A 26,252-nucleotide genomic window follows, 5' to 3' on the forward strand; every position below is an offset into this window, starting at 1 on the left:
AGAGCGCCAAAGCACTTCAGCGATATCAGCCATCCCCATTGGGGCGCCTGGGTGGCCAGAATTAGCTTGTTGAACGCCGTCCATGCTAAGCGCGCGGATGGCATTGGCGAGGTGTTTGCGATTCATAATTACTTCCGAAATAGAGTCAATAGAGAAAAGTTAAGAGGAACGACATCGTTCCTCCTTTATTATCTGTGATTACAGCTTGGCTGAGATCATGTCTTCTAGCTTGCCTTGGTCAACGGCAAAGTTACGAATGCCTTCAGCGAGTTTTTCAACCGCCATTGGGTCTTGGTTATGATCCCATAGGAATTCGGAATGAGTCATAGCGGCAGGTCGAGCTGATGCACCTTTAGAGTCAGTTAACTTTTCAGTGACTTCGCCTTCAGAGGCTTCGAGTTCAGCTAATAGTGCAGGGGCTATCGTCAGGCGATCACAGCCTGCGAGTTCGAGGATTTCACCGATGTTACGGAAGCTTGCGCCCATGACCACGGTGTTGTAACCGTACTCTTTGTAGTACTGATAAATTTTAGATACCGACAAAACGCCCGGATCTTGTGAAGGTTCAAAATCACGGCCTTCTTTTGCTTTATACCAGTCCATAATACGACCGACAAAAGGTGAGATCAGGAAGACGCCAGCTTCAGCACAAGCCCGTGCCTGCGCGAATGAAAAAAGCAGTGTCAGGTTACAGTTGATGCCTTCTTTTTCGAGAATTTCGGCGGCGCGGATGCCTTCCCAAGTTGATGCGAGTTTGATCAGGATACGGTCATTGGTTATACCCGCATCATTGTACATTTTGACCAACTGACGCGCTTTAGTCACACTGCCTTCCATATCGTAAGAAAGACGAGCGTCAACTTCGGTTGAAATACGGCCTGGAATGGTTTTGAGGATTTCTTTACCGATATTAACGGCAAGCATGTCACAGGTATCTTGGACCTGCTGAGTTTTGTCATTGCTTTGTGTTTTCGCGTATTCGATGGACGCATCGATGAGAGGAGCATATTCTGCGATTTGAGCCGCTTTAAGGATCAGAGAAGGGTTAGTGGTTGCGTCTTCTGGTTGGTATTTCTTGATCGCATCAATTTCACCGGTATCTGCTACTACAGTCGTTAGCTTACGCAGTTGCTCTAATTTGTTGCTCATTTCAATCATCCTATTTCATGGGCTATCACATCAACAATGTTGTTGTGCAGGGGCATTTTCAAGCGAGGTCGCTAATCTTGCGCAGTGGTTAACCTGCTCGGAAAATTAACGGACCGTAATTATTTTTCAGCGCAAGAGCTGTTGTTGTGAACATTTGATCTTACGTTGAGTAAATGATGGGATTATATTTATCTGATCCATCCGGAATGTCAATCGCTAATTCGGGGTATTGTTGAGGTTCATCAAGTATTTTTGAGATTGCCTATGAAGAAGGGTAGATTTAAACGTTTGCCAAGTGGTAGCAACGCTTTGAAGGCAATATATCGGATAAAAAATTTGCCTGAGAATTTGTTATCCCAGTGAGCATTTGTTGCCAACTTATAGGGTCATGACATATGCTACAGACTTGAGCATATGTCATGCCTAGGAGTGAGGAAAATGTCGACATTAAACAAAGATATGTCCGATGATAGTGCTGATATCTTGACAGAAATTTCAGTCGCTTATTATCAAGATGGTGCGACACAAGAAGAGATTTCTAAAAAGTTTTCGGTATCACGTGCGAAAGTTGGACGCATGTTGAAGCAAGCCCGAGATGAAGGCATTGTTGAAATTACGGTGAAATATCACCCGGTATTCAGTGCCAAAATAGAACAGAGACTGATTGAAAGGTTCGGGGTAAAGCGTGCGTTGGTCGCCCTCGATCAGCCTAACGAAGAACAGCAGCGTCAGCAGGTGGCTGGGTTAGTATCCAAGTATATGGCAGGCTCGATTCAAAATGGCTCTGTAGTGACGGTGGGTCAAGGGCGCAATGTCTCTGCCGTGGCGCATCATGTCGGGGTGATCCCGCAAAGAGACGTCAAATTTGTTTGTGGGATCGGTGGAATCCACCCAAGAGGTGGAATGTATAACGCTGACCACATTTGTCGACAGTTTGCTAAAAGCTATGGTGGGACCTCAGAGACACTGTATGCTCCAGCCTATGCAGAGAACCGTGAGCAAAAAATCGCCTTTATGCAAAATGCTACGGTTAAGCAAACGTTGGATCTGGCAAGAAAAGCGGATGTGGCTTTGGTCGGGGTCGGTGACATGAGCGAAAATAGCTATATGGTTGATCTGGGATGGTTTACGGCTGAAGAAGTGGTTCAGTCGCGCATGTTGCAGGGGGTCGTGGGGGATTTTGCTGGCTACGATTTTTTTGACATCCACGGACAGTCAGCCAGAACCGTCATGAGTGATCGGGTTATAGGTCTGGGTATTGAAGAGTTTCGGCCTATTTCTGAAGTGATTGCAATTGCGGCAGAAAACAGTAAGCCCCTTGCGATGCTAGGGGCACTGAGAACAGGGGTGATTGATGTGATTGCAACGAGTGTGAGCAATGCACTGACCGTATTGAACCTAGACGAACAAATGGTTTCTTAGTCCTGAGCATTGGCACCATGTCTTTTGAAGCATGGCGGGAGCGTTCAGGCGATAGGGAGCGATGAGTTTGCGCCCCATTCTGTCCAAGAACCATCGTAAATGGCCAAATTCTGGTAACCACAAATCTCGGCTGCGGCGAGCAGAATGCAAGCGGTGACGCCTGAACCGCAGCTCAATAAAGTCTGATTAACGTTTGGTGGTATGGCTTGTGCCAAGATTGGCGTAAGTGCCTGACGTGATTTAAGTTTGTGTTGGTCCATAAGTTCTGCGAAGGGCAAACAAATAGAATGGGGAATGTGACCGCTGCGAATGCCTGATCGGGGTTCAGACACCTCACCATTAAACCGAGCACGAGAGCGGGCGTCAAGGGTGATACTCAAAGGGTTGTCAATCTGATCGGCCACGTATTGAGCACTGACAAAATGATGAGGACGCAGTTGTCCTGAAAAGTCGCCCTTGCTCTGAGGTTGCACGTAGTCCAAAGCCAGACTAAAACCTTGCCGTTTCCATTCAGTTAACCCACCATTAAGAATGTAGACTTGCGTGTGGCCCATGGCACGAAACATCCACCAAGCTCTAGGAGAGGCGTAGGTTCCGCTATTGTCGTAGACGACAATCACCGAATTAGCATTGATACCTAATGACTGAGCCAAAGTATTAAAACGCGCCTCACTGGGCATCATATGTGGCAGAGAAGAGTCAGGATCACAGAATACCTGATCGTAGTCAAAACGGCGCGTATTCGGTATTAAATGGGTCTTGTCTTTCTCTACGACACCGGGAATCTGAAAATCAATACTGGCATCAAGAATAATAAGCTTGGGATCGTTTCTTTGTTGGTGCAGCCATTGCACCGTAACAAGGGGGGACATAAGGGGTCCTCTCATTCATTGATTTAACTATGGTTCAAGGGTTGACTTTCCGTCAGCCACAAACCGGACAATTGGGTTGCTTGCTCAGTTTCATTTCTCTCCATGTCAAACTCATCGCGTCCAGCATTAAGATTTTTCCTTGGATCGTCGTCCCAAATTGGGCGATTACTTTGATCGCTTCCATGGCTTGAACCGCTCCAATAATACCAATCACGGGCGCCATGATGCCTGTTTCAACGCAACTGAGGGCGTCATCCGAAAACAGCCCACTGAAGCATTGATAGCAGGGGTGGAGGTCATCCTGATAACCAAAGACACTCACTTGGCCCTCCATACGAATTGCCGCCCCTGAAATCAGAGGCGTCTTCATCGCAAAACACAGTCTATTTAGCTGGTTGCGAGTGGCGAGATTATCGGAAGCATCGACGACAAGTGTTTGTGTTTTAATGAGTTGCGATAGTGCATCGTCTTTAAGACGCTGATCTATGGTAGCAACAGTAATATGAGGATTAAGCTGTCTCAGTGAGTCTGCGGCGGAGTGTACTTTTTTCTTTCCGAGGTCAGCGTCTCCGTGTAATACCTGACGCTGCAAATTGGACAGCTCGACCACATCGTCATCCACGAGTGTGAGCGTTCCTACCCCTGCTGTTGCGAGATACTGACTAGAAGCGCAACCGAGGCCACCAGCACCGATGACTAAAACAGCACTTCTTTTGAGCGCTTCTTGCCCTTCAAAGTCAAAGGGTTTAAGCGCTATTTGACGGTTGTAACGCAGTAATTCATGGTCTGATAACATAGCAAATGATATCTCTAATTTAGCGCTGAACTAAACAATTGAATATTGACCTGTTCACCAGCTTGGACATCGCCGCGTTCCCGTTCCACTACGATGAAACAGTTTGCTAAGCTCATGGAACGAAATGCTCCAGAGCTCTGGTTCGCGGTCGCTTCAACGATAAACTTCCCTTGTTCAATCGTGTAGACGCCACGTTGGTAATCGGTTCGCCCTGCCGCCTTTTTCAAACCATGGCGTGCCGTGGCGGGAATGGAATCAGGGGCTTTCCACTGTGTATGGCCTGCCAGTTTAGCAAGTAAGGGCTGCACAAGAACGTACAGTGTTAGCACCGCAGAGACAGGGTTTCCTGGTAGACCACAAAACCAAGCGTTGGGAAGTTGACCAAATGCAAAAGGTTTCCCGGGCTTAATCGCCAGTTTCCAAAAGCCAATTTGACCTACTTCCTCAAGGATATCCTTGGTGTAGTCGGCTTCACCGACACTGACGCCGCCCGACGTTACCACGATGTCAGCAACGTTTTGCGCTTTTTCAAACGCGGCTCTTAACTGATCGGGACAATCAGGAATGATGCCTAAATCAATGGTCTCACAGCCAAAATTCTCCAGTAGAGGCCGAATTCCATATCGGTTGCTATCGTAAATCTGCCCCTCGGCGAGGGTCTCTCCCAAGCAGCGAAGTTCATCCCCAGTAGAAAAAAATGCAACGCGGGGCTTGCGTACAACATTCACTTGACCAATGCCGAGAGTGGCGATCATAGGAATATCACGAGCCGTCAATCGAGCGCCTTTTTTTAGGACAAGATCGCCTCGTCGAATATCATCTCCAGCAGGACGGATATGACATTGAGAACTAAAAGGACGTTGATTGAAGACAACGCCTTGATCTGTTTGGGTTGCATTTTCTTGCATAATTACGGCGTCGCAGCCATGGGGAATTTTTGCTCCCGTCATGATTTGAATGCAGCTGCCGATCGGCCATTGACCTTCAAAAGGGCGCCCAGCTAATGATTTTCCAGCGAGTGGCATCGGCTGTTTGGACTTGAGATCTGATAACCGAATGGCGTATCCATCCATGACAGAGTTATCAAAAGGAGGGACGCATATTGGTGAAAGAATATCTTCGGCGAGAACGAAACCGATCGCGTCCGTCAGCGCAAGGGGCAAAGTTGTCTGAATGGGTTTAATTGGCGAGAGCATGGTTTCCATGGCTTCTTCAATTGACATTAACTCAGGCGTATCACAGCATCCCATATCAAAATTCCACTCTATAGTCCGTATTGATTTAACCCCGACACTCTAGCATAGAAAAGGTTGAGTAATAATGAGCTGAGATAAAATGTGGATGTAATTAGTCAAAAATCCGAGTATCCTTGTCGGCCGTACCAAAGGGGCAAAGTAAGAGGAAGTGGGATGTTAGGTCTTAGCGACTCCGCAAAGTTAGTCAAAGAAGCGCTAGAACATCGAGGTTTGGAGACGCCTATGGTGCCAAACTCGTATAGCCGAGAAGAGAAAAAAGAAAAGATTCAGCACCATATGCGGGAAATCCTCTCTTTGCTCGAACTTGATCTTGCCGACGATAGCTTAGAAGAAACGCCGCAACGCATCGCTAAGATGTATGTTGATGAAATCTTCTCCGGGCTGGACTATTCAAACTTCCCCAAGATTACTGTCATTGAGAATAAGATGAATGTCAGTGAGATGGTGCGTGTCAAAGATATCACGGTGACTAGCACATGTGAGCACCATTTGGTGACGATTGATGGTCGTGCTGCGGTGGCTTATATCCCGCGAGGCAAGATCATTGGCCTGTCTAAGATCAACCGTATCGTGCGCTTTTTTGCCCAACGGCCTCAAGTACAGGAGCGTATGACCCAACAAATTTTGGTGGCTTTGCAAACCTTGCTTGAATCCGATGATGTTGCGGTTACGATTGATGCGACTCACTATTGTGTTAAATCAAGAGGGGTCATGGATGCGACCAGTGAGACCACCACGACGGCGCTAGGGGGCATTTTTAAATCGAATCCAGCCACACGTCATGAGTTTCTGCATGGAATCCGATAGACAAGCCGGAATGATTTAACCGATTATAAACCGCTTCATCAACGAGGCGGTTTTTACTTTTTGTCGCTAGGAGAATTGTGCTTCTAGCCCATCCGTTGAGGATATTATTGTGACAACTTCATTTAAAACACTTGGTCTGCGTCCGGAGCTCTTGGAGACACTTGACGGTCTCGGTTATACCGAAATGACGGCGATCCAACAACAAGCCTTACCTTTGGTACTTGAGGGCAAGGATGTGATCGGTCAGGGTAAAACGGGTTCGGGTAAAACGGCGACCTTCTCTTTAGGTCTTCTAACCAACCTAAACGTGAAACGATTTCGCGTTCAGACGTTGGTGCTTTGTCCAACACGCGAACTGGCCGATCAAGTTGCCAAAGAAATTCGTACCTTGGCACGCGGCATTCACAATATTAAAGTTCTGACTTTGTGTGGAGGGATGCCCATGGGTCCGCAGATTGGCTCTCTTGAACACGGAGCGCACATATTGGTGGGGACGCCGGGCCGCATTTTAGACCATATGTCAAAAGGCCGTATTCATCTTGATGAACTCAATACGTTGGTCCTTGACGAAGCAGATCGCATGCTTGATATGGGATTTGAAGACGCGATTGACACCATTATTGAGGCGGTTCCCGCGTCGCGCCAAACCTTGCTGTTCAGTGCGACTTTCCCAGACAATATAGAATCGTTGGCGGCTAAAGTGATGATCGCTCCAGAGATGGTCAAAGTAGAATCGACGCACCAGACGAGCACAATTGAACAGCAGTTTTTCCAGTTAAACACAACGGAAGAACGTGATGAGGCCCTTGATACCTTGTTACTTCATCATAAGCCTGAATCGTCAGTTGTATTTTGTAACACCAAAAAAGAAGTTCAAAACGTGTCGGATGAACTGAACCATCGTGGCTACAGTGTCGTGGAACTCCATGGGGATCTGGAGCAGCGTGAACGTGAACAAGCGTTAACCATGTTTGCCAATAAGAGTGTTTCGATACTTGTCGCTACTGATGTCGCAGCACGGGGTTTGGATGTCGATAATCTCGATGCTGTGTTTAACTTTGAACTGTCGCGTGATCCGGAAGTCCATGTGCACAGAATCGGACGTACAGGTCGTGCTGGCTCAAAAGGCGTTGCATTCAGTTTCTATAGTGATAAAGAAGCGTATCGGGTGGCACGTATTGACGAGTACATGGATATTGAGATTTCTCCCTCACAACTGCCAGAGAAGCCTGTCGAGCGCCCGTTCTATCCTAAGATGCAGACCATTCAAATTTTGGGTGGGAAAAAGCAGAAAGTGCGGGCAGGTGATATCCTTGGGGCGCTGACTAAACAAGCGGGGCTGGATGGAAAAAAAATTGGCAAAATCAATATATTGTCAATGGTTTCCTATGTTGCCGTTGAACACGACATCGTGAAGCCTGCGTTAACGCAATTGCAAACAGGCAAAATGAAAGGACGTAATTTTAAAGCTCGCGTGATGAAGTGAGTCTTGTCGCGCATTGATTTATTGAAAAAGGGGCCCTCAGGCCTCTTTTTCGTTGTGTTCACGTGGTTAGAGTCACGTCAGTCACTAGCTATCAAATAGTTGAAGATATTCGCTGTACCCTTGCTTTTCGAGCTCATCTTTAGGAACAAATCGCATTGCTGCTGAGTTCATGCAGTAGCGTAAGCCTGTGGGTGCGGGCCCGTCTTCAAACACATGGCCTAAATGAGAGTCGCCAAAGCGACTTCTGACTTCTGTTCGCGCGTACAGTAAATGAAAATCGGTTTTAGTGACGATATAACCTTGATCAATCGGTTTGGTGAAACTTGGCCAACCCGTACCGGACTTGTATTTGTCTGTTGAAGAGAACAACGGTTCGCCTGAGACAATATCGACATAGATACCTTCTTGTTTGTTATCCCAGTATTCGTTGTCGAATGCTCGCTCAGTGCCTTCTTCTTGCGTCACGTAGTACTGAATATCAGACAGTTGTGCCTTGATCTGTTTTTCTGACGGTTTTATGTATGGCTTAATATTGGAGACGGTGTTTTTATCATCAATTAGCTGGCGTAAAGTGACGGGTTTTTTGTCTCGGTCATCCCCAAAAATGTTGTCAAGGTACTGGTCTCGACCCGATGCATACCGATAATAATTATATCGAACTTTATTCCGTTTGTAGTAATCCTGATGGTAGGACTCTGCCGGCCAGAATTTCTCAAATGCAATCAACTCGGTTTTGAGTGGCTTAGTGTAGATACCAAGCGCCTCGATTTCGTTCATGAATTGCTCGGCCACCATTTTTTGCTTGGCGTTATGATAGAAAACGGCTGGGCGGTATTGAGGGCCGCGGTCGACAAAAGAGCCTTTATTGTCTGTTGGATCAATATGACGAAAGAATTGATCGAGCACCTGTTCGTAGGTGACGGTTTTGGGGTCATATTTTACCTCGATAACCTCAATATGACCTGATTTACCGGAAGACACCTGTTTGTACGTAGGATTTTCTAGTTCTCCTCCTGAATAACCAGAGACAACATCCAAGACACCATCCAATTTCTCAAGATCTGACTCAGTACACCAAAAACACCCTCCGGCTAATGTTGCGACTTCCCATTCATTTGAAGCCTTGGTTTTTGACATATGATTGTCCGCGGTCCCCATAAAAGACGCTAGGGCAGCGACCGCAGCAATAGCTGAGACGACCAACTTAAACTTCATTTTCATATCAACCTCATCGATAGATTTCGTTATCGTTTAATAAGAACGGATCGGAGCAAAAAAAATTGCGTGCTGAGTCGATAATTTATCGGTTTTGAGGTCTGATGATCGAAAAAGGCGCCATGAAGGCGCCTTTAACATTGCAAGTGGGTTTATCCTAGAGCAGGTAACACGCCGATTGCTATGAGTATTTGAGTCGCGACAATGAGTACGCCGACGATTGTACTGAGCATTAGGCCAAGGTTTCCACCAAACACTTTATAGTGGGCAGGTTGTGACTGAGCGCGCGCTTTATTCACCATAAGTATTGGAAGGAAGATAGCAAGGATAACCAAAGCGATAGCGGCATAACCTAACGCCATGATAAAGCCTTGAGGATAGAAAAGGGCAAAACCCATCGGAGGGATAAAAGTGATCATCGCGACGGCGAGACGTGAATGACCCTTACCTTGTTTTTTAAGGGTATCACCCAAGAATTCAAACAAACCTAAGCTGACACCCAAAAAGGAAGTCAAGAGGGCTAAATCTGCAAACAGGCCTATGGTTTGGCCAAGATGACTCGTGTCAACTGTGGTCGCGAGCGTGGTAATCAATCCACTGAGTTTCGGATTATCAAGAAGGGTGGATTGGTTGACAACGCCAAGGGTGACGATCTGCCAAAAAATGTAAACCACTAACGGAATAGCCGAACCGATTAAGATCGCTTTGCGAAGTGATGGAGTGTGGCCATCTAAGTAATTGACAATGGCTGGAATGCTGCCATGGAAACCAAACGACGTGAATATTACCGGAATCGCAGCCACAATAAGCCCTTGCTCTAATGGCATACTCAGCAGATAAGATTCTGTCACATTAGGTGCAAGAAAAGTTAGAACCAGAGCCATAGCGAGGATTTTAACCACAAACAAAATGCGATTAACCTTGTCAACCGTGGCGGTACCAATCGTCACGACTGAAGCGACTAATACAGTAAACAGTAATGTTGAGGTTGTGTCTGACACCTGCAAACCACTTAATCCAGCGATACGTTGAGCGAATTGTGAACCGCCGGCAGCAATATACGCGGCGCAAAGTGCGTAAAACAAAAACATCATTGAAAGGCTTGCAACCCATTTTCCTTTTGTACCTAGGAACTGTTTGGCCAATGTATGCAAGGTGGCATCTTGTCCCGCATGCTGATGGATTTCTATCATGAGTAGTGCGGTGTATGCCATCAATGCCCACAATGCCACCATGATCAGCAGCGAGATCGAAAAGCCAATACCAGCTGAAGCGAGAGGAAGTGCTAACATGCCAGCGCCAATCGTGGTACCAGCAATGATCAAAGTACTACCGAAGACCTTTGAGTTATTCATTGTATATAATTCTTTACGTTGTGACTTTCTATTTAGTGGTAATAACCAGAAAATAGAAAGTATTTGGGGATGATTACTATGATTTCGCTATTGTGTAAAATTAAACAATCAAATTCAAGCAGAATGTACACTAAATTAACCACCAATGTACATTTTTTTGTACACCCTCGGTTGTTGAGGTGGCGCAAACGTTTATCTGGGAGGAATCTCATATCATGGTCTGTGTTTCCTTTGTACTTTCAAAAAACTGTCATATAACCGAGTTACAAAAGAGTTATCGACCGCATATCCAGTTTGTACGCAGTTGTATTCAATGTGCAGAGTAAGGAAGTCAGCATGAGTGACCAAACGAATAACGAAGAATACCTTGAGCTATTAGATGCGATGGAAATTGGTTTTGAACTGACGGACTATGAGCCGTCGGTTAGAGTCATTACCGACGATTTATTCAAACAATAGAAGAGGCGCACGTCACCGCTAGAGAAAGCCAGTGGTATTTTACTGGCTTTGTGCTTTTATAAAGGTAGAGTTTTCTGTAAAGGCTCACGTTTGAACTATCTTGCTCACCTTCACATTGCTGATCATTGCCAATCAAGCTTATTGGGCAACCTCTTAGGCGATTTTGTAAAGGGTTCGCCTGAAGCTCAGTTTGAGCCTAACCTATCACAAGGTATACGGCTTCATCGATTTGTCGACTCGTTTACTGATCAGCATCAAGGTGTGAGCATGGCCAAAGCCCTATTTCCAAATGGGGTAAGAAGATTTTCAGGTATTGGTCTCGATATGTTTTGGGATCATTGCTTGGCGAAGCATTGGGGAAAATATCACCCTGAATCTTTGGTCAGTTTTTGTGCTGAAGCCGAAGTGATCGTCTCTCGGGATAGTCCGCAGTCGCTTCCTAGCCATTTTGTACGCACTGCACATGCGATGTGGCAAGGGAAATGGTTACAGTCCTACCAAGATTTAGACAACATCGGTTTAGCACTTCAGAGAATGTCGATGCGTTCGCCTAAAATGGCGAGGTTAGCGGATTGTTTCCCGTTTCTGGAACAACATTATCTTACACTCAACGAGGTATTTAGTGAGTTCTACCCTGAGATACTAACTGCGAGCAAAAGATTCTGATAAAATCCCCAGTCTTGCTAATACAGGTAACTCGCATGTTGACTGATTTTGAATCTCTAGGCCTAAACTCAACGCTTTTAACCACACTTCAGACTCTGGGTTTTGCCCAACCAACAGAAGTACAAACCCAAGCTATTCCCCATGTACTTGGCGGTCAGGATGTCTTGGCTGGAGCTCAAACTGGAACGGGAAAAACCGCGGCATTTGGTTTGCCCATTTTACACAAATTGATGGAGACGGGCTCGGTTCGTGATCCCCAGGGGAACGATGTCACTGCATTGGTGCTTGTACCAACACGAGAATTAGCTCAGCAAGTGTATGACAGCCTGTCTCAATATGCGCTCGGCACTCAAATGAGTATTGTTGCTGCCTATGGTGGCACCAGTATGAAAGTACAAACCGATCATCTCATGCACGGTTGTGATGTGCTTGTCGCGACACCGGGACGTCTACTGGACCATCTGTTTTGCAAGAATATCAATTTATCTCGACTGGGCTATCTTGTTCTCGATGAAGCCGACCGTATGTTGGATATGGGATTTATGCCCGATATTAAACGTATTTTGAAGCGTTGTAATGAGCAGCGACAAACCCTGTTTTTTTCGGCGACGTTTGACACGCGTATTAAATCGATCGCCTATAAAATGCTGAACTCTCCAGCGGAAGTTCAAGTGACGCCGTCGAACATTGCCGCCGAGACGGTAACCCAAATGGTTTATCCGGTGGACAAAAAGCGCAAAGCTGAACTGTTAGCGTTTCTTATTGGTTCTCGTAACTGGCAACAAGTTCTTGTTTTTACAAAAACGAAGCAAGGCAGCGATGCACTTGCAAAAGAGTTAAAACTTGATGGAATTAAAGCGGTTTCCATTAATGGTGACAAAAGCCAAGGTGCGCGCCAAAAGGCTTTAGATGATTTCAAATCCGGCAAAGTTCGAGCACTGATTGCAACTGACGTAGCGGCGCGTGGCCTTGATATTAAGCAACTTGAACAAGTCGTCAATTTTGACCTTCCCTACAAAGCGGAAGATTATGTACACCGGATCGGTCGAACGGGTCGTGCGGGTCAGAAAGGCTTCGCGGTTTCTCTGATGAGTCGTGACGAGGAATACTTATTAGAAGCGATTGAGCGTTTACTTGATGCCAAGCTCCCTCAAGAGTGGCTGCAAGGCTTTGAACCTAGCATGATCAACCAGGCAGAGTCAGAGGGGAGTTCACCTAGGAAAGGGCGTGGTGCCGATAAAAGAAAAATGAAGGCAAAATTAAAAATACACGCGGCCCGAGGGAAGAGGGGCTAGTCCGACATTTTAATCCGTGCGGGATAACAATTTGAACATTAAAATATAGGACTGTTTGTACTTTACCCTTAACATCAAACGATTCACTAAGTTCAAAGGAATGAACGATGCAGCTTGTGCTTCTTAAAAAAAGCGATGTCGAAAAACTGCTGGAGTTTGAACTGGACAACAGAGCATGGTTTGAGCAAAATATTCCCGCGCGAGAAATTGGATTCTATTCAAAGCAAGGTGTCCGTAAACATATTCAACTGTTTTTGGATGAGTACCGTCAAAAATCCATGATTCCTATGCTCATTGTTAATACATCCGGAGATATTCTTGGGCGTATTAACGTTTCGGAGATTAATCGGAAGAAAAGTGTCGCGTATCTTGGCTATCGCGTCGGAAAAAAATCAATTAATCAGGGTGTTGCAAAGTTTGCCGTTGCCAGCATCATTGGTATATTAGAAAAAATCGGTATTCAGCGGTTGGTGGCCTTTGCGTCAACGGAGAATCAAGCTTCACAGAACGTGTTACTATCGAGTGGCTTTACGCCCGGTAAAGTGGTGAAGAAATACGCACAGATGAATAATAAGAGCGTTGATTGCATTGAGTTTCAGTTGCTACTTTCTTGAAGGTTTATGGATGATAACTAAAGTGGGAAACACTAAAATTGAACCATATCACAGGGCATTTTGCCACTGTGGTGGGGTGGAGATGGAGTTACATCTCCCTTTGGGAATCGATAAACCCAGACGGTGTGACTGCTCAATATGCAGGCGGAAAGGGGCGATTGTTGCATCGGTTAAACTTGATGGTATTCGTATTATTCGCGGCGAGCAACTTTTGCAACTTTATCAGTTTAATACAGGGACCGCAAAGCACTACTTTTGCTCGATTTGTGGCATATATACTCACCATCAAAGACGCTCTGACCCCACGGAATATGGTTTCAATCTGGGCTGTTTGCAAGGCGTTAACCCTTATGACTTAGAAGACGTGCTCACCGTGGATGGTATCAATCATCCGGCAGATCGGGGAGCATGACACAATGACATTCCCAATCACCGTATCCTGCCAATGTGGTCAAGTGACTTACACGTTGAAAGCCGCTCCTCTTAAAGTAATTGCCTGTCACTGCCAACAGTGCCAAACCTTGTCCACCAGTGCGTACAGTATTACGGCAACGGTCAAAGCACAGGATATCCATTTTAAAGGCCAATTGAGTGAATGGCGAAGAGTTGCAAACAGTGGCAATACTAACGTCGCTAAATTTTGTCCGGCCTGCGGCAACCGCGTTTATCATTTCAACCCTGAAATCCCAACCTTGGTGAGGCTCAAACTCAAGCCATCAGGCGCGGTGTTTGAGCGCCTGTTTGAACCACAAATGCATATATGGATGAGTGAAAAACAGGTGTGGGTCACGGTTCCTGAAACGATACCTTGTTTTGATAAACAACCCACCCTGTAGACAAAACATAGCGAATCTTCAATAGTAACAATACTATCAATATCAATGTCATTTATGAAATGTGTATTAAAATGAGTGAGTTAGTCCATTTTTGAACAAAGCTTGACTTGCGGTCGGATCACGTAAGACCTTGACAACACACGGCGATGCACTATTACTTACCGATGACACCGACGGAATACTAAACAAAACAGTCTTGGAGTTATTCGATGAAAAAGAGCATCACCTTACTTTGTGCAGCGCTCGCTTCTGCAGGCGCCGTAGCGAGTACCAATGTCACTGTCTATGGTGACGATTCTTATCCACCCTATTCCTACGTGGAGAGCGGTCGGGTAACGGGTATTTACACCGTCATTCTCGAAGCTGTGTTTTCAAAAATGCCCGATTACAATGTGACGATCAAAGGCGTCCCTTGGAAACGAGGCCTCTCTGAAGCGGAAGGCAGCAAAATATTTGCCCTTTACCCACCGTATAAACGACCTGAGCAGCGTCCATATATGGAGTATGATACACCGATCCTTGACGAAAAAGTTGTGGTAGTGTGTCAGAAGTCGGTGCTAAGTAGCCCTAAGCCAAATTGGCCAGGTGACTATATGGGAATGACCATCGGGATTAACTCAGGGTTTGCCGCAGGCGGTGACGAGTTTAAAGCGGCGGTCGCAGCCGGAAAAATTAAGCGTTCAGAAACCAAAGGGACGCCGAAAAACTTGCTCAAATTAATCGCTGGGCGTATCGATTGCTACATCAATGACTCACTGTCCACTCAGTGGGAATTGAAAAAGCTGCAAAATGAAGGTAAATACGACGGCCAGAGTGTGGTTGAAGGCGCGATAATCAGTTCGGAACAGGGCTTCCTTGGATTTGTTACTGACGGTTCCAGTTATCCGTATAAAGCTGACTTCAAGGCCAAGTACGATAAGGCCCTCAAGGAGATGAAGCAAAGTGGGGAGTTGGATAAAATCGTCAAAGACTTTATCCAATAATGTATCAGTCAAAGTTAACAAAAAAAGCGGAAGCCTAAGCTTCCGCTTTTTTGTTAAGCGTACTGTGAAATCATTGACTGCCAGCTTCGCCGTTGGCTTTTAAAGTCGTCTTTCATTTGCTGATAGCGCACAGTGAGAGCGGAATGCTCATACTTTTTTGCAAGATCGCTTTTCTTACTTTCTAAGAGCTCTTTTTTCAACGCATAGTAATCGGACATTTTTTTCATCAGCGCATCAAACTCCTTATTCAATGCCTCGTTAATCAGTTTGGCATTAGGGTGTTGACTGATGTTTTTTGACGCGATGGCGAGCGCTTGTTTTGCCATCGCCTTTTCGATTTTGATTTTTGGCGTGACTCGTAACCTTGTGGTTAACCCAACCCATGACGATGATTTAATCAGCCATTTTGTGGGATCGTATTGCCACCAGTGGATACCGTTGCGATAGTCGTTTTCAAAAATATGGTGGTAGTTATGATAACCCTCGCCAAACGTAAATACAGCAAGAATAGCATTGTCCCGGGCGGTATTTTTGTCTGTATAGGGCTGTGAACCCCAAATGTGAGCGAGTGAGTTAATAAAAAAGGTCGAATGATGACTCAACACTAAGCGAACGATACAGATGATCAGCAACATACCAATGATGTCTTGGTAGACGATCCCAAGTACAAGGGGGACACCAATATTCATGGCGATGGCAAGTGGTAGATAATATTTGTGTTGCCACATCACGATCTTGTCTTTTTGTAGGTCACGGCAGTTACTGTAATCCGTATACGTATTCTGATTATACTGTCTCAGCATCCAACCGATGTGAGAATACCAGAATCCCCGTTTGGCTGAGTAGGGATCTCTATCGTTATTGTCGACATGCTTATGGTGGATACGGTGATCAGAACTCCAGTGAAGGGCACTGTTTTGGAGAGCAAACGCACCACCTAAAGCAAACAATAACCTCAGTGACCAATGGGCTTCGTAGGTTTTGTGAGACCACAAGCGGTGGTAACCCGCCGTCACAGAAAGGTTACAAAAAGAAAAAGTGATCAGTAACCATGTCCAATGCTCCACACCGTAACCAGATTCGAGGCCATACCAAGGCGCGAACACGGCAGCGATGACAAAAGTAGAGAGAAAAAGCAGGACGTTGAGCCATATTATTGGCGGCTTTTCCTTAAGAGACATTCGAGATTTCCTTTGAGCTTACGATTGTACGCCAGAATATCAGCGTACATGTGTAAGTCAAATAAAAGTTAAGCCTTAACAAACAAGTGGCTGTTCTTAAAACGGCGGCTGATTATGATAAATAATTGGTGTAATGATGCTATTTAAAGCGAACATTGTCGAGTTTGGGTAAGAAAGCATCATTCTTTGTAGTATTATTGGCTTTTTGCCAAATGTTTAATAGTATAAATAGGTGAATAATCCTTAAAAGGGTGTAATAAGGAACTGAAAATGGAATTTAAAGTAGCCGAATATAGCGATTATGAACGTATTGCTGCATTGCATACTCAGAGTTGGAAAACGTTTTACCATGGACTTTTGTCTGAAGACTATTTACGTGACGAAATCAGTGATGAGCGTCTGGCCATTTGGCAAACTCGACTGATAAACCCACCTTTCAATCAACATGTTTTGTTACTGGATGAAGGCGGGTTATTGTGTGGTTTTGTCTGTGCATTTGGAAATCACGACTTCGAAAAGGGGACGATGATTGATGCATTACATGTCGATGAAAGTTTCCGAGGCCGTGGCTTAGGGGTTAAGTTGATGGCCGAAGTGGCAAAGTGGATCAAACAGTACTTTCCTGAAAATGCGGTCTATCTTGAAGTCATCAAGGATAATGTGCAGGCCGTAAAATTTTATGAGCATATTGGCGGAACGTGTGAACAAGAGCGGCTGTGGAAAGCACCGTGCGGCAGTCACGTTCCCTTGTTAATTTTTCACTGGCGCTCCGTTAACGAACTCTTGCAATGTATCGGCCAACATACATCGGCTGAAGTGGTGCCTTAGTCACTCTCCTGCGATCGCTTGCTGTGGTGTGATGCCTTATGTGCGAGTTTGGTTACTTACTCTGATAAATATTGCCTCATTTCTTGTTCAGGAACCATCCCTCCGCCAGTTGCCCAAACAAGATGGGTCGCGTTAGAAAACTGTTGCTCGGTTAGGTGGTGCTGGGAGGCATACGCAGAATGACTAGAGATGATAAATGGCCCTTTCATTCCCGCAAGGGCAGAAGGTTCCAGAGCTATGCCTTCCGTTGCTTTGAGTCTTTTAAGATGGGATAACAAGGTGCTGTCTTTAACCGTGTAGTAGCCGCTAATGAGTCGTTCCATTGCTCGGCCGACAAACCCCGAGGCTCTGCCGACGGCAAGGCCGTCAGCGACAGTCTGGTTGTTCAGACCAATGTCTTGTACGCAAATACCATCGTGTAAGCCCGTATATACGCCGAGCATCATACAAGGGGATTCGGTTGGCTCAGCAAAGAAGCAATGGACATGATCGCCAAAGGCGAGTTTAAGGCCGAATGCAACGCCGCCTGGACCGCCGCCAACACCACAGGGAAGATACACAAACAGTGGATGATGGCGATCAACGTGAATTTGATGTCTTTCTAACTGAGCTTTCAGGCGGTGCCCTGCAACGGAGTAACCCAAGAACAGCGTGGTTGAGTTCTCATCATCGATAAAAAAACAGTTTGGTTGGGCTTCTGCTTGGCGGCGACCGTTCGATACTGCGATACTGTAATCTGCGTCATACTCGACGACGTTCACCCCCTGTTGCTTTAACTTGTCTTTTTTCCATTGCTTGGCTTCCGACGACATATGTACGGTGACATCAAATCCCAATTTTGCACTGATAATGCCAATAGATAAGCCCAAATTGCCGGTTGAGCCCACAGCAATACTGTAGTTTGAGAAAAACTGACGGCACTCCGGAGACGCGAGCTTGGCGTAGTCATCTGAAAGATTGATTAGACCTTGCTCAATTGCCAGCTTTTCAGCATGAACCAAGACTTCATAAACGCCGCCACGGGCCTTAATGGATCCTGAAATCGGCAACGCGTTATCCATCTTTATCATCAGACGGCCGCTTAACTTGTGGCCGTAGTGCTGCTCAAGCGAAGACTTCATGCTGAGAATGTCTTGTATGGGGGATTCGATGATGCCTTTGTCGGGTTTGGTTTCTGGGAAGACATGCGCCAAATATGGGCCAAATCGGTTCAGGCGCTGAAGCGCGTCATAAGAGTCCTGTGCGTTGAGTCCAACGTGTTCAAGCGCTTGCTCTGCAGCAGGAAGAGAACGAGGAAACCAATGGGTTTCTTCTTGTCTGATAAGCGCATTAATGAGCGCTGAATCCACCATGGATGAGGTCATAATCAAAGTCCTTATTTGACAATGTAGCGGTAATATCGAGTTATTTAACGCTATTTATTGAGACACAACAAACGATACCTACTCATTAATAGATGAATTAATTTCATCTATTTAAACTAAATAAGAAATAATATCTGTAATAAGATAAATTGGTTCATCAAAGAAAGATGAACCGACCAATAAGGACCCATCGAGATGCAGATAGAATCGAATCAGCGCCGTGTCACTCAACTCAGTGGTGTCCACTTATCAAAACTTTATACCTTTGAAGTCGCGGCTCGGCATCGCTCATTTGCTTTGGCCGCTCAGGAGCTGTGCCTTACTCCGAGCGCGGTTTCCCACCAAATGAGTAAACTGGAGCGTGACTTAGGGGTCATGTTGTTTGACCGCCAATATCGAACGATTAGTTTAACAACGCACGGCCAGCGGCTTTATCAAACCGTTAGTGATTCCTTATTGCAGATAGGGAACAAAATAGAGCAAGTCAAAAGCGGGAAAATAGCAGGAGGGTTGACGGTATTTTCGAGGCCGTCTTTTGCCGCGGGGTGGCTAGCACCTCGCATAGCAACATTTTGTGCCAAGTATCCATCAATTGAATTAAATATTGTGACGGGCAATGATAGCCTTGATTTGCGAAGGCATGGTATTGATGTCGCGATTTATTTCAGCGACCACAGGCCCGTTGAGGCTTGGAGTACTAGGCTTGTGGGTGAGAAAATCATTCCCGTATGCAGCGCCAGCTACGCTGAGCTGCATCAGTTGTCTCCTCTGGTCAAAGATTTGTCTCACTGCACGCTCTTATACGACAATGAAGTCACTCACTCTGAAATGGGCGTCGATGAATGGCAGATCTGGCAGGAGCAGTACCCTAATCTTTATTGTTCCAATAGCGCAGTGTTGGGATTTGATCAATCGATCTTGGCAGTTACCGCGGCGGCAAATAGCGGGGGGATCGCCATGGGTCGTTGGAGTCTGGTGAAAGAACAAATTGCATCGGGCTGTTTGGTGACGCCATTGTCCCCCAATCCGCTTGAATCTCGGTTCAGTTATTACTTGGTCGCCCCCTATTCGAAACTCTCACCGGAGCAACAGTGTTTTGTTGATTGGATATTCAGTGGTTTTAGCGAGAAAAAAGCACTTGAATAACAAGTGCTTTCACGACAGTTTCTCTTACTTAGAGGTTTGAAATTCAGCGACGGCATGGTCCATATCTTTGGCTTGAGATGACACGTTATTAACTTCATCGAGACACTGTTGAGCCGATTGCATATTGCCTTCAGAAATACTGTTGAGCTCGACAATCGATTCACTGACTTGATTCATCACAATGCCTTGTTCTTCTATTGCAGACGCAATCCGCTCAGAATTGGCTTGGATGTTGGTCATATCGGTGATGATCTGGCTCAAGCTATCATCGAGAGTCTGTGACGCGCCTAGCGTCTGTTGACCTTGGTCGTTACACTTATCAATGTTGGAGACCACGGTCGCCATCTGCGTTTGTATTGCAGTCACTACCTTAGTGATCTCTTCAGTGGATTGATGAGTTCGGCTGGCCAATGCTCTCACTTCATCGGCGACGACGGCAAATCCGCGACCTTGCTCTCCAGCGCGTGCCGCTTCAATCGCGGCGTTCAGCGCCAACAGGTTAGTCTGTTCTGCGATCCCCTGAATGATGCTGACCGCATCGCCTATTTTATCAACATGGTTGTTGAGTGAATCGATCGATTCTTGACTGCTGGACAGTCGACTGGTCAATTCGCCAATATTGCGCACAGTCGTTTGTACCACCTCACGACCATTCTGAGCATTGATGGCGGCCTGTTGTACCCCTTCCACAGCCACGGAAGTGCTTTCGGATATTTCATTGATGGTTGAGACCATCTCCTGAACCGATATCGTCATGGTTGAAGTGTGATCCGCTTGTTGGTTGAATTGCTCCATCACACTTTGAAGCTCATTGTGCATACTGGCCGTGCTTTGCGACAACTGGGTGGACTTTGACTGCGTCCCTGAAATTAATGCTTCAAGCTTGTCCAAAAGACTGTTGAAATACTGGCCAATTGAAACAAGCTCGTTTTTTCCTTTGAGTTGAGAACGCAGCGAAACGTTATTGGAATTCGCAATTTGTTGAATAATATGCAGCAGTGAAGACACTTGAGCATTGATAGAGCGAGAGATTTGAGTAATAAAAACAACAATAACCACGATCACCACGATACTGACAATCTGCTTAATCTTGGCTAACTGATTTTGGGTTGAGAGCGTTTGTTCTTGTAGGGTCTTCGCAAATGATTTGAATTGCTTCTCAACCGAGTGGGATAGCCCTCGGGTTACGCCAAGTAGCCCTTCATTGTACTTAAGACCAATCTTTTTCTTTTGGTCCACCACGAGTTTAGCCGAGGACAATAACTGGTTGGCGTTACCTGGAATAAGGTTGCTATCGACTTGGCCTTCTCCGACCATTTTATCGAACTCCAGCAGTCTTACTTTGTCTTCTCCAAATATCTTGGATTTCAATGATTGCACATTGCTGTTGTAGGCACCAAGCAACTTTTGCTCCGGTTTCAAGCCTAAAGCGTCGAAGGCATTCACTAGATTTCGAAATCCGTCTTGATACTTGATGATATCATTTCTGACTTGCTGGCTAGAGGGTAATCCGTTGCCACTAAGGATTGGAGATAATTCGGACTCTAAGTCCAAGAAAATTCCCATATTGGTGTCAAATTTGTCGAGATACTTAGTATCTTTCCTCAACAAGAAATCTTTCTCATTTCTTCTGAGGTTAAGCAATCGGATTTCGAGTTTGGCGACAAGCAAATTTGCCTTATTTAATTGCTTTGTGGTTTGACCAAAATGTAGGGTCGTGGCCAATAATGCAACAACTCCAAAAACAGCGACTGCACCTAAAACATACAGTTTATGCTTGATATTCATGTGACTACCTGATTTTTTTAATTGATGAATGGATTGGGCTTCTGCTTGAAGAGTAGAAGTAATTTACATATTTATCAATTCGTTTATTTTTTCTAATTTCTTGCTTTTTAGCAATGAGATAGATGTGAGAGCAGGTTAGTCGTGTGTTCAAAGGGATAGTGAGCTGGATGCACAGGGGCAAGGTGCACATTATTGACGTGTGGATAAAAAAAGAGCCGCAACATGCGGCCCTGATGGAGGCAGGTTTTTACCTGTCCCAGTAAGCTTCTTCCAAGCTGTCTTCACGTTCGGGCAGCGCGCGTGCGAGTCGCGGTGAATGCTGGGTTAACACTTCGTAGCTGACGCGGTTAGCGTATTTACAAATTTGAGACAGAGACGAGTAGGTAAGGTAAGGTTGGTCGTGCTTGGATGAATTAGGGACATTGACCTGATGGTGGCTGTTCGATGCCATATCATGCAAAAGTGCCGACAGTGCCGCGTCACCCGCGCCATTAGTATTTTTGATCTTAACCGGGCCTCCTAAATAAGGACCGATGTGAGAGTATACTTTCACCGGAGTCTGGCAATCGGCTTTGCGCATTGCGCGGCTGAATTCGTATTTGTTGAACTCTGGGATATTGCCCGGTAGAAGCGGCAATTCTGTGGAACGCTTAACGGTGTCTTCAATGTAACTGGCCATATAAAGACCTACAGGCCCAGAGGTACAAAGAACGAGGTCAACCCAGTCGAGGGCTTTATCGGCTGCGAGCAGTGGATCTTTCTCACCCGTTAGGGCTTCGCCTTCTTCTTCATTCATTGCAATGATCGAAATATTTTCTTTAATGTAGTCCTGCCACCAAGGGGCATTGCCTTCTATGACCCATTTAGTACCCAACGTCAGCACGACAGGAACGTTCTTAGATTTGGCAATTTCAATGGCACGGGCGACTGCTTTTGGCATCGGGTCCTCAGGGTTACCTCGCATAAGGTAAGAAGAGACCACGAGGGCTGACGCTTTGTTGAAGACTTCTTCCGGAATACTGTCAGGGCGAAGCTTGTTCATATGCCCTTCATTGATAGCAAAAGTTCGCTCACCGTTGTCGGATATCAGTGTGTAACAGCGCCCAATCGAGCCTTCCACCATTTGCAAATGATTAAGGTTCATCCGTGAGGATGTACGACAAAGGTATCGATAGGCAAAAGAACCCACTTCAATATTTTTCGACATCACACCCAGCAAAACCGATTTACTGTCTGCCAGCACAGAGTAGTTATGCAGTGTATTACCAATCGTATCACCCGGGTACTGGTGAGTGATGAGTTCACGCTCCATTAGCTCTTCGTATAAGGCATCCGCCTTACTTTCTTCTAGCACCAGTGAGTGCCCTTTACTTAAGCTGTAACGCTCAAGGAACTCATCATCGACGCGTGCCTCAATATCGACGATGGTTTGCCCAACACCGACAATAATCGGTCGGTACAGTTTTGGGGTTTGCATCATCTGATTGACAAGTGGATCACGGGCGTGAGTAGGGAAATAGTGCTTAGATTTGCGCTGTCCAGGAAATTTCATTTTAAACGTGGGTCAGGAAATTTTCGCGCATAATATCACAACAATGTCAGATTGCTTTCATTTTTATTACATAAAAAGAGCCAAGCAGGGCTTGACTCTTTGTTTCACTATTTGCTAGGTGTGAAGGAGTTAAACGCCTTGGTTCCCCACAGCGGGATTGTGGAAAGCGAGTGTTTGAAACTACCATCCGTTTCTTTGGTTGAGTACGATAAGTACATTAACGTCTGATTCTCGACATCATAGATGCGGCGCACTTTCATACTTTTGAAGAAAATACTTTTTGACTTTTTGAACACGACGTCGCCACTATCTGATTTGTCAATTTCAGCGATCATCTCTGGTGTGATTTCCCCAGTTTGGCGGCAAGATATCGAACTGTCACTGGGGTCTGCTAAACTGAAATCGGCTTCAATCGATGCAACGTGGCAGGTCACCCCAGTCACGATAGGATCTTTCAAGTGATTGAGCTTGATGTCTTTCATTGTAAACAGACCAAGACTGACGTCACCGACTTCGCTGCTATCACAAGCGGCAAGGCCTAAAGTGAGCAGCGACACAGTTGCAAGCTTTCGTAACATAATGATATGAGCCTCAAATTTGGTAATGATGAAAACTATTTGCTCTAGTTTGCCATAGAATTGGCGAGATATCCTTAAATTACTTGAGACATCATGATGTTATCGCTAAGCTTCAGTGAATTATCTGAATGTCCGATAGCCCCCTATATGAGCGATAGCGCAAACCTAATTCTTCAAGCAAAAAATCAATGGTTGGTTCAACAAGTTGAGGTTGAATTCCCGACGAAAGAAAGCTTGGCCGGCCGCCAACTCTACATCGAGAAGGCTTCATACTTTCATATGATTGAATGGCCACCCGCTTCCTTAGAAGACGACCGCGAGCCTTGTGATATCGAGATCCACAAAGCAGACTTCCATCGTTTAACCGTCATGTTTGCTTTACTGCAGTCAACACGTTGGTCAAACCAAAATGAGCAAGCGTTGATTGTTGAGTTTTTAACCCAAATTATCTTTTCGCCTCCTTGTGATCTCTATGTTGGGTTCGTTAACGGGGAAATCAGCGCAGCGGCGATTGTGACCAAAAGCGATGAGACAGCTCTGGTGTCAGATATCGTGACCACTTCGGTCACCCAGAATCAGTTCCTAGCCGCTTTAATGCCAATCGCTGAAATTGACCCTCAGTCGTACAGTGACGTATTCGTTGAAACTGCAAATTATTGAGGCCACTGCGGCTGGATTTGAGCACCATTCGATCACGGGGCTGAACCGGGTCAATGAACAAAAGACTCGACGGCCTGAGGGGATTTTAGTGACGAGTGCTGAGTTTTTACCATGATATGAGCGACTTATCGCTGAAGTGTTAAGTGCATCATCCCACATTGGATAACCTAGGTTAATATTTTATAAATTTTGTTAACAAGGACGCCGAATGAGTGGACTTGATACTCAATGTGTCATCTTCGATTGTGATGGGACCTTAGTGGACAGTGAGCAGCTTTGCTGCAAAGCCCTATGTGACGTATTCAATCGCTTCGATGTGCATTTGTCGATTGAAATGGCGATGGAGCACTTTGAGGGAGGTAAGCTTGCTGATATTCTTACCAGTATGAAGCAGCGGCTAGGTCTAAAGGCCTCCTTAGATGAATTGGAGCCCATGTATCGGGAAGTCCTTGAAGGTCTGTTGACCGCGCATTTGCAGCCGATGGATGGTGTTTTTGAACTGATTGATTACCTTAAAGCCAAAGAGATCGAGTATTGTGTTGCCTCAAATGGCCCTAAGGAAAAGATTGAACGATCCCTCGAACTTACAGGGTTGTTGCCTTATTTTAGTGGAAGAATTTTCTCTGCATTTGATAACAATAGCTGGAAACCAGAGCCTGACTTAGTGCAATACTGTGCCATGCATATGGGCTTTAGCCCTCAACAATGCCTTTATGTTGACGATACCCCTAAAGGCCTTGAAGCGGGTTTAAGGGCTGGTATCAAAACCGTGCAGCTTATCGGACTAAATCGAACGCTTTACTCAAATAAAGTTCATAAAATTAGCAACCTTCGAGAATTAACCGCTTTGGTTTAAGAAGCGGTCATTAAGGCAATCTGGTTTTTAATGATGAGTGGCAAACACATCTGGCTCAGTCATTACCTGTTTCACGTCTTCGAAAAAAGATCCACACTGTACGCAAAGCAAACTGTCTTCGTCAGACAACAGATACTCTTCACTGCCACATAGGGGGCAACACAGTTGGCCTGCTGAATTGTTTTTGATTTCCATCGTCCCTCCGCTAGACGCATTTTTATGGGTAAAACGTATGCTCGGTTTCACATGGATTTTTCACCCGACTCATACGTTTACCAAGGGATTCTAGTTGAACGGTTTTTGGTAATCAGCTTTATCGTCAGTTTTTAATAAATTATGAGAGTTAATTCATAAAATCATCTAATTTAGCTTTAATTGAGAATAGAAAAGCATGGTGATCAATGATGCGATGTGGTTACTCTGTTAGAGAGCTTTGACCAATTCAACCGCTTCACGTGTTAAACGAGCGATCTCCTGCCAGTTGCGGCTCTCAATGAGAGCTTTTTCGACCATCCAGCTTCCGCCACAGGCTAAGACTCTGGGTATCGCGAGGTAGTGTTTGATGTTGGTTGAATTGATGCCGCCTGTCGGCATTAAATGGACATCAACATAAGGGGCTAATACCGCTCTCACCATATCGATGCCGCCAGAGGCTTCTGCTGGGAAAAACTTTAGGGTGGTGAGCCCCTTTTCAAGGGCCGCTTCAATAGTACTTGGGTTATTCACTCCAGGAATGATCTCGATCCCCATCTCTTGACAGGCATTGACGGTATTAGGGTTAAATCCAGGAGAGACGACAAAGTTTGCCCCAGCCTCTTTGGCCGCCTGCGCCTGAACTTGATTGAGCACAGTACCCGCACCAATGAGCATGCCAGACTGTTGTTGGCGCAACAGATGAATCGCCTCGGTAGCGGCGTCAGAGCGAAACGTAATTTCGGCCGCGGGTAGCCCACTTTCACAGAGGATCTTGCCAATTGGGATAATATCCTCTGCATTCTCAATTGAGATCACTGGAATGACTTTTAACGCGTGTAACTGTTCTTGGATAGGCGACATGGTGTTCCCTTAAATGTGTGGGTGTCAATCGT

General features: G+C 45.6%; 28 protein-coding genes. 14 read left to right on the forward strand and 14 right to left on the reverse strand.

Annotated features, from left to right (window positions below; translation table 11 throughout):
- The coding region (locus HLM86_RS20365; RefSeq protein WP_170883617.1) for a thiamine pyrophosphate-binding protein at positions 1-126 on the reverse strand (126 nt) is incomplete at its 3' end.
- Positions 127-198: 72 nt separating this feature from the next.
- Positions 199-1,149 (reverse strand): transaldolase, encoded by a 951-nt coding sequence (gene tal, locus HLM86_RS15265; RefSeq protein WP_076588895.1) that lies wholly within the window; start codon positions 1,147-1,149, stop codon positions 199-201.
- Positions 1,150-1,587: 438 nt separating this feature from the next.
- Here tal and HLM86_RS15270 point away from each other — a divergent pair, with 438 nt between their 5' ends.
- Positions 1,588-2,571, forward strand: coding sequence for a sugar-binding transcriptional regulator (locus HLM86_RS15270; protein WP_170883618.1), 984 nt, complete (start codon positions 1,588-1,590; stop codon positions 2,569-2,571).
- Positions 2,572-2,615: 44 nt separating this feature from the next.
- Here HLM86_RS15270 and HLM86_RS15275 read toward each other — a convergent pair whose 3' ends face one another.
- From HLM86_RS15275 to moeA, 3 genes are read right to left on the reverse strand one after another with little or no spacing between them, the layout of a single operon-like run.
- Positions 2,616-3,443 carry a sulfurtransferase gene (locus HLM86_RS15275; protein WP_076588615.1) on the reverse strand — a complete coding sequence of 276 codons (828 nt, stop codon included), beginning with the start codon at positions 3,441-3,443 and terminating at the stop codon, positions 2,616-2,618.
- 52 nt (positions 3,444-3,495) lie between these two features.
- Positions 3,496-4,239 carry a molybdopterin-synthase adenylyltransferase MoeB gene (moeB, locus tag HLM86_RS15280; protein ID WP_170883619.1) on the reverse strand — a complete coding sequence of 248 codons (744 nt, stop codon included), beginning with the start codon at positions 4,237-4,239 and terminating at the stop codon, positions 3,496-3,498.
- A 14-nt stretch (positions 4,240-4,253) separates the two neighbouring features.
- Positions 4,254-5,489 (reverse strand): molybdopterin molybdotransferase MoeA, encoded by a 1,236-nt coding sequence (gene moeA, locus HLM86_RS15285; RefSeq protein ID WP_170883620.1) that lies wholly within the window; start codon positions 5,487-5,489, stop codon positions 4,254-4,256.
- 159 nt (positions 5,490-5,648) lie between these two features.
- On the opposite strand from moeA, the gene folE reads away from it, so the two are divergent.
- Together folE and dbpA are read left to right on the forward strand one after the other, a co-directional pair.
- The gene (folE, locus tag HLM86_RS15290; protein ID WP_170883621.1) at positions 5,649-6,302 is read left to right on the forward strand and encodes a GTP cyclohydrolase I FolE; all 654 of its coding nucleotides are present in this window, start codon (positions 5,649-5,651) and stop codon (positions 6,300-6,302) included.
- 109 nt (positions 6,303-6,411) lie between these two features.
- Entirely contained in the window at positions 6,412-7,788 is a 1,377-nt protein-coding gene (gene dbpA / locus HLM86_RS15295) for an ATP-dependent RNA helicase DbpA (RefSeq protein ID WP_390226266.1), read from the forward strand.
- A gap of 84 nt (positions 7,789-7,872) precedes the next feature.
- On the opposite strand, the gene msrB is transcribed toward dbpA, so the two are convergent.
- On the reverse strand, positions 7,873-9,009 hold the full coding sequence (gene msrB / locus HLM86_RS15300; RefSeq protein ID WP_076588621.1) for a peptide-methionine (R)-S-oxide reductase MsrB: 1,137 nt from the start codon (positions 9,007-9,009) through the stop codon (positions 7,873-7,875).
- A gap of 146 nt (positions 9,010-9,155) precedes the next feature.
- Positions 9,156-10,358: an aromatic amino acid transporter gene (locus HLM86_RS15305; RefSeq protein ID WP_170883622.1), complete on the reverse strand. Its 1,203-nt coding sequence runs from the start codon at positions 10,356-10,358 to the stop codon at positions 9,156-9,158.
- 336 nt (positions 10,359-10,694) lie between these two features.
- Between HLM86_RS15305 and HLM86_RS20370 the strand changes: the two genes are divergently transcribed.
- The 7 genes from HLM86_RS20370 to HLM86_RS15335 all read left to right on the forward strand — a co-directional run bounded on the left by HLM86_RS20370 (position 10,695) and on the right by HLM86_RS15335 (position 15,211).
- Positions 10,695-10,817: a hypothetical protein gene (locus tag HLM86_RS20370; protein WP_281249505.1), complete on the forward strand. Its 123-nt coding sequence runs from the start codon at positions 10,695-10,697 to the stop codon at positions 10,815-10,817.
- 90 nt (positions 10,818-10,907) lie between these two features.
- Positions 10,908-11,483, forward strand: coding sequence for an acyl carrier protein phosphodiesterase (locus HLM86_RS15310; RefSeq protein ID WP_170883623.1), 576 nt, complete (start codon positions 10,908-10,910; stop codon positions 11,481-11,483).
- A gap of 35 nt (positions 11,484-11,518) precedes the next feature.
- Complete coding sequence (locus HLM86_RS15315) at positions 11,519-12,778, forward strand: DEAD/DEAH box helicase (RefSeq protein WP_170883624.1); 1,260 nt, start codon at positions 11,519-11,521, stop codon at positions 12,776-12,778.
- Between the two features lie 107 nt (positions 12,779-12,885).
- Positions 12,886-13,392 carry a GNAT family N-acetyltransferase gene (locus HLM86_RS15320; RefSeq protein WP_076588625.1) on the forward strand — a complete coding sequence of 169 codons (507 nt, stop codon included), beginning with the start codon at positions 12,886-12,888 and terminating at the stop codon, positions 13,390-13,392.
- A gap of 10 nt (positions 13,393-13,402) precedes the next feature.
- Positions 13,403-13,804, forward strand: coding sequence for a GFA family protein (locus HLM86_RS15325; RefSeq protein ID WP_170883625.1), 402 nt, complete (start codon positions 13,403-13,405; stop codon positions 13,802-13,804).
- A 4-nt stretch (positions 13,805-13,808) separates the two neighbouring features.
- Positions 13,809-14,228 carry a GFA family protein gene (locus HLM86_RS15330; protein ID WP_076588628.1) on the forward strand — a complete coding sequence of 140 codons (420 nt, stop codon included), beginning with the start codon at positions 13,809-13,811 and terminating at the stop codon, positions 14,226-14,228.
- 209 nt (positions 14,229-14,437) lie between these two features.
- Complete coding sequence (locus HLM86_RS15335; RefSeq protein ID WP_170883626.1) at positions 14,438-15,211, forward strand: substrate-binding periplasmic protein; 774 nt, start codon at positions 14,438-14,440, stop codon at positions 15,209-15,211.
- 53 nt (positions 15,212-15,264) lie between these two features.
- Here HLM86_RS15335 and HLM86_RS15340 read toward each other — a convergent pair whose 3' ends face one another.
- Positions 15,265-16,392 (reverse strand): acyl-CoA desaturase, encoded by a 1,128-nt coding sequence (locus HLM86_RS15340; protein ID WP_076588631.1) that lies wholly within the window; start codon positions 16,390-16,392, stop codon positions 15,265-15,267.
- Between the two features lie 270 nt (positions 16,393-16,662).
- Here HLM86_RS15340 and HLM86_RS15345 point away from each other — a divergent pair, with 270 nt between their 5' ends.
- A complete protein-coding gene (locus tag HLM86_RS15345) occupies positions 16,663-17,220 on the forward strand; it encodes a GNAT family N-acetyltransferase (protein WP_170883627.1) in 558 nt (185 codons plus the stop codon).
- 56 nt (positions 17,221-17,276) lie between these two features.
- Here HLM86_RS15345 and dsdA read toward each other — a convergent pair whose 3' ends face one another.
- Positions 17,277-18,584, reverse strand: a complete 1,308-nt coding sequence (dsdA, locus tag HLM86_RS15350) for a D-serine ammonia-lyase (RefSeq protein ID WP_170883628.1) — start codon at positions 18,582-18,584, stop codon at positions 17,277-17,279.
- A 195-nt stretch (positions 18,585-18,779) separates the two neighbouring features.
- Here dsdA and dsdC point away from each other — a divergent pair, with 195 nt between their 5' ends.
- Positions 18,780-19,730: a DNA-binding transcriptional regulator DsdC gene (gene dsdC, locus HLM86_RS15355; RefSeq protein ID WP_170883629.1), complete on the forward strand. Its 951-nt coding sequence runs from the start codon at positions 18,780-18,782 to the stop codon at positions 19,728-19,730.
- 24 nt (positions 19,731-19,754) lie between these two features.
- Here dsdC and HLM86_RS15360 read toward each other — a convergent pair whose 3' ends face one another.
- The 3 genes from HLM86_RS15360 to HLM86_RS15370 all read right to left on the reverse strand — a co-directional run bounded on the left by HLM86_RS15360 (position 19,755) and on the right by HLM86_RS15370 (position 23,648).
- Entirely contained in the window at positions 19,755-21,518 is a 1,764-nt protein-coding gene (locus HLM86_RS15360) for a methyl-accepting chemotaxis protein (RefSeq protein WP_170883630.1), read from the reverse strand.
- Positions 21,519-21,765: 247 nt separating this feature from the next.
- On the reverse strand, positions 21,766-23,070 hold the full coding sequence (locus HLM86_RS15365; RefSeq protein ID WP_076588641.1) for an inosine/guanosine kinase: 1,305 nt from the start codon (positions 23,068-23,070) through the stop codon (positions 21,766-21,768).
- Positions 23,071-23,177: 107 nt separating this feature from the next.
- Positions 23,178-23,648 (reverse strand): CreA family protein, encoded by a 471-nt coding sequence (locus HLM86_RS15370; RefSeq protein WP_076588643.1) that lies wholly within the window; start codon positions 23,646-23,648, stop codon positions 23,178-23,180.
- A 93-nt stretch (positions 23,649-23,741) separates the two neighbouring features.
- On the opposite strand from HLM86_RS15370, the gene HLM86_RS15375 reads away from it, so the two are divergent.
- Both HLM86_RS15375 and HLM86_RS15380 read left to right on the forward strand, forming a co-directional pair.
- Positions 23,742-24,308, forward strand: coding sequence for a flavodoxin (locus HLM86_RS15375; protein ID WP_254868827.1), 567 nt, complete (start codon positions 23,742-23,744; stop codon positions 24,306-24,308).
- Positions 24,309-24,516: 208 nt separating this feature from the next.
- Complete coding sequence (locus tag HLM86_RS15380; RefSeq protein WP_170883631.1) at positions 24,517-25,164, forward strand: HAD family hydrolase; 648 nt, start codon at positions 24,517-24,519, stop codon at positions 25,162-25,164.
- A gap of 27 nt (positions 25,165-25,191) precedes the next feature.
- On the opposite strand, the gene HLM86_RS15385 is transcribed toward HLM86_RS15380, so the two are convergent.
- Entirely contained in the window at positions 25,192-25,359 is a 168-nt protein-coding gene (locus HLM86_RS15385) for a hypothetical protein (protein WP_170883632.1), read from the reverse strand.
- Positions 25,360-25,587: 228 nt separating this feature from the next.
- Positions 25,588-26,220, reverse strand: coding sequence for a bifunctional 4-hydroxy-2-oxoglutarate aldolase/2-dehydro-3-deoxy-phosphogluconate aldolase (locus tag HLM86_RS15390; RefSeq protein ID WP_170883633.1), 633 nt, complete (start codon positions 26,218-26,220; stop codon positions 25,588-25,590).
- Between the last annotated feature and the right edge of the window lie 32 nt (positions 26,221-26,252).

Source organism: Vibrio ostreicida, assembly GCF_013074385.2.
Classification (GTDB): domain Bacteria; phylum Pseudomonadota; class Gammaproteobacteria; order Enterobacterales; family Vibrionaceae; genus Vibrio; species Vibrio ostreicida.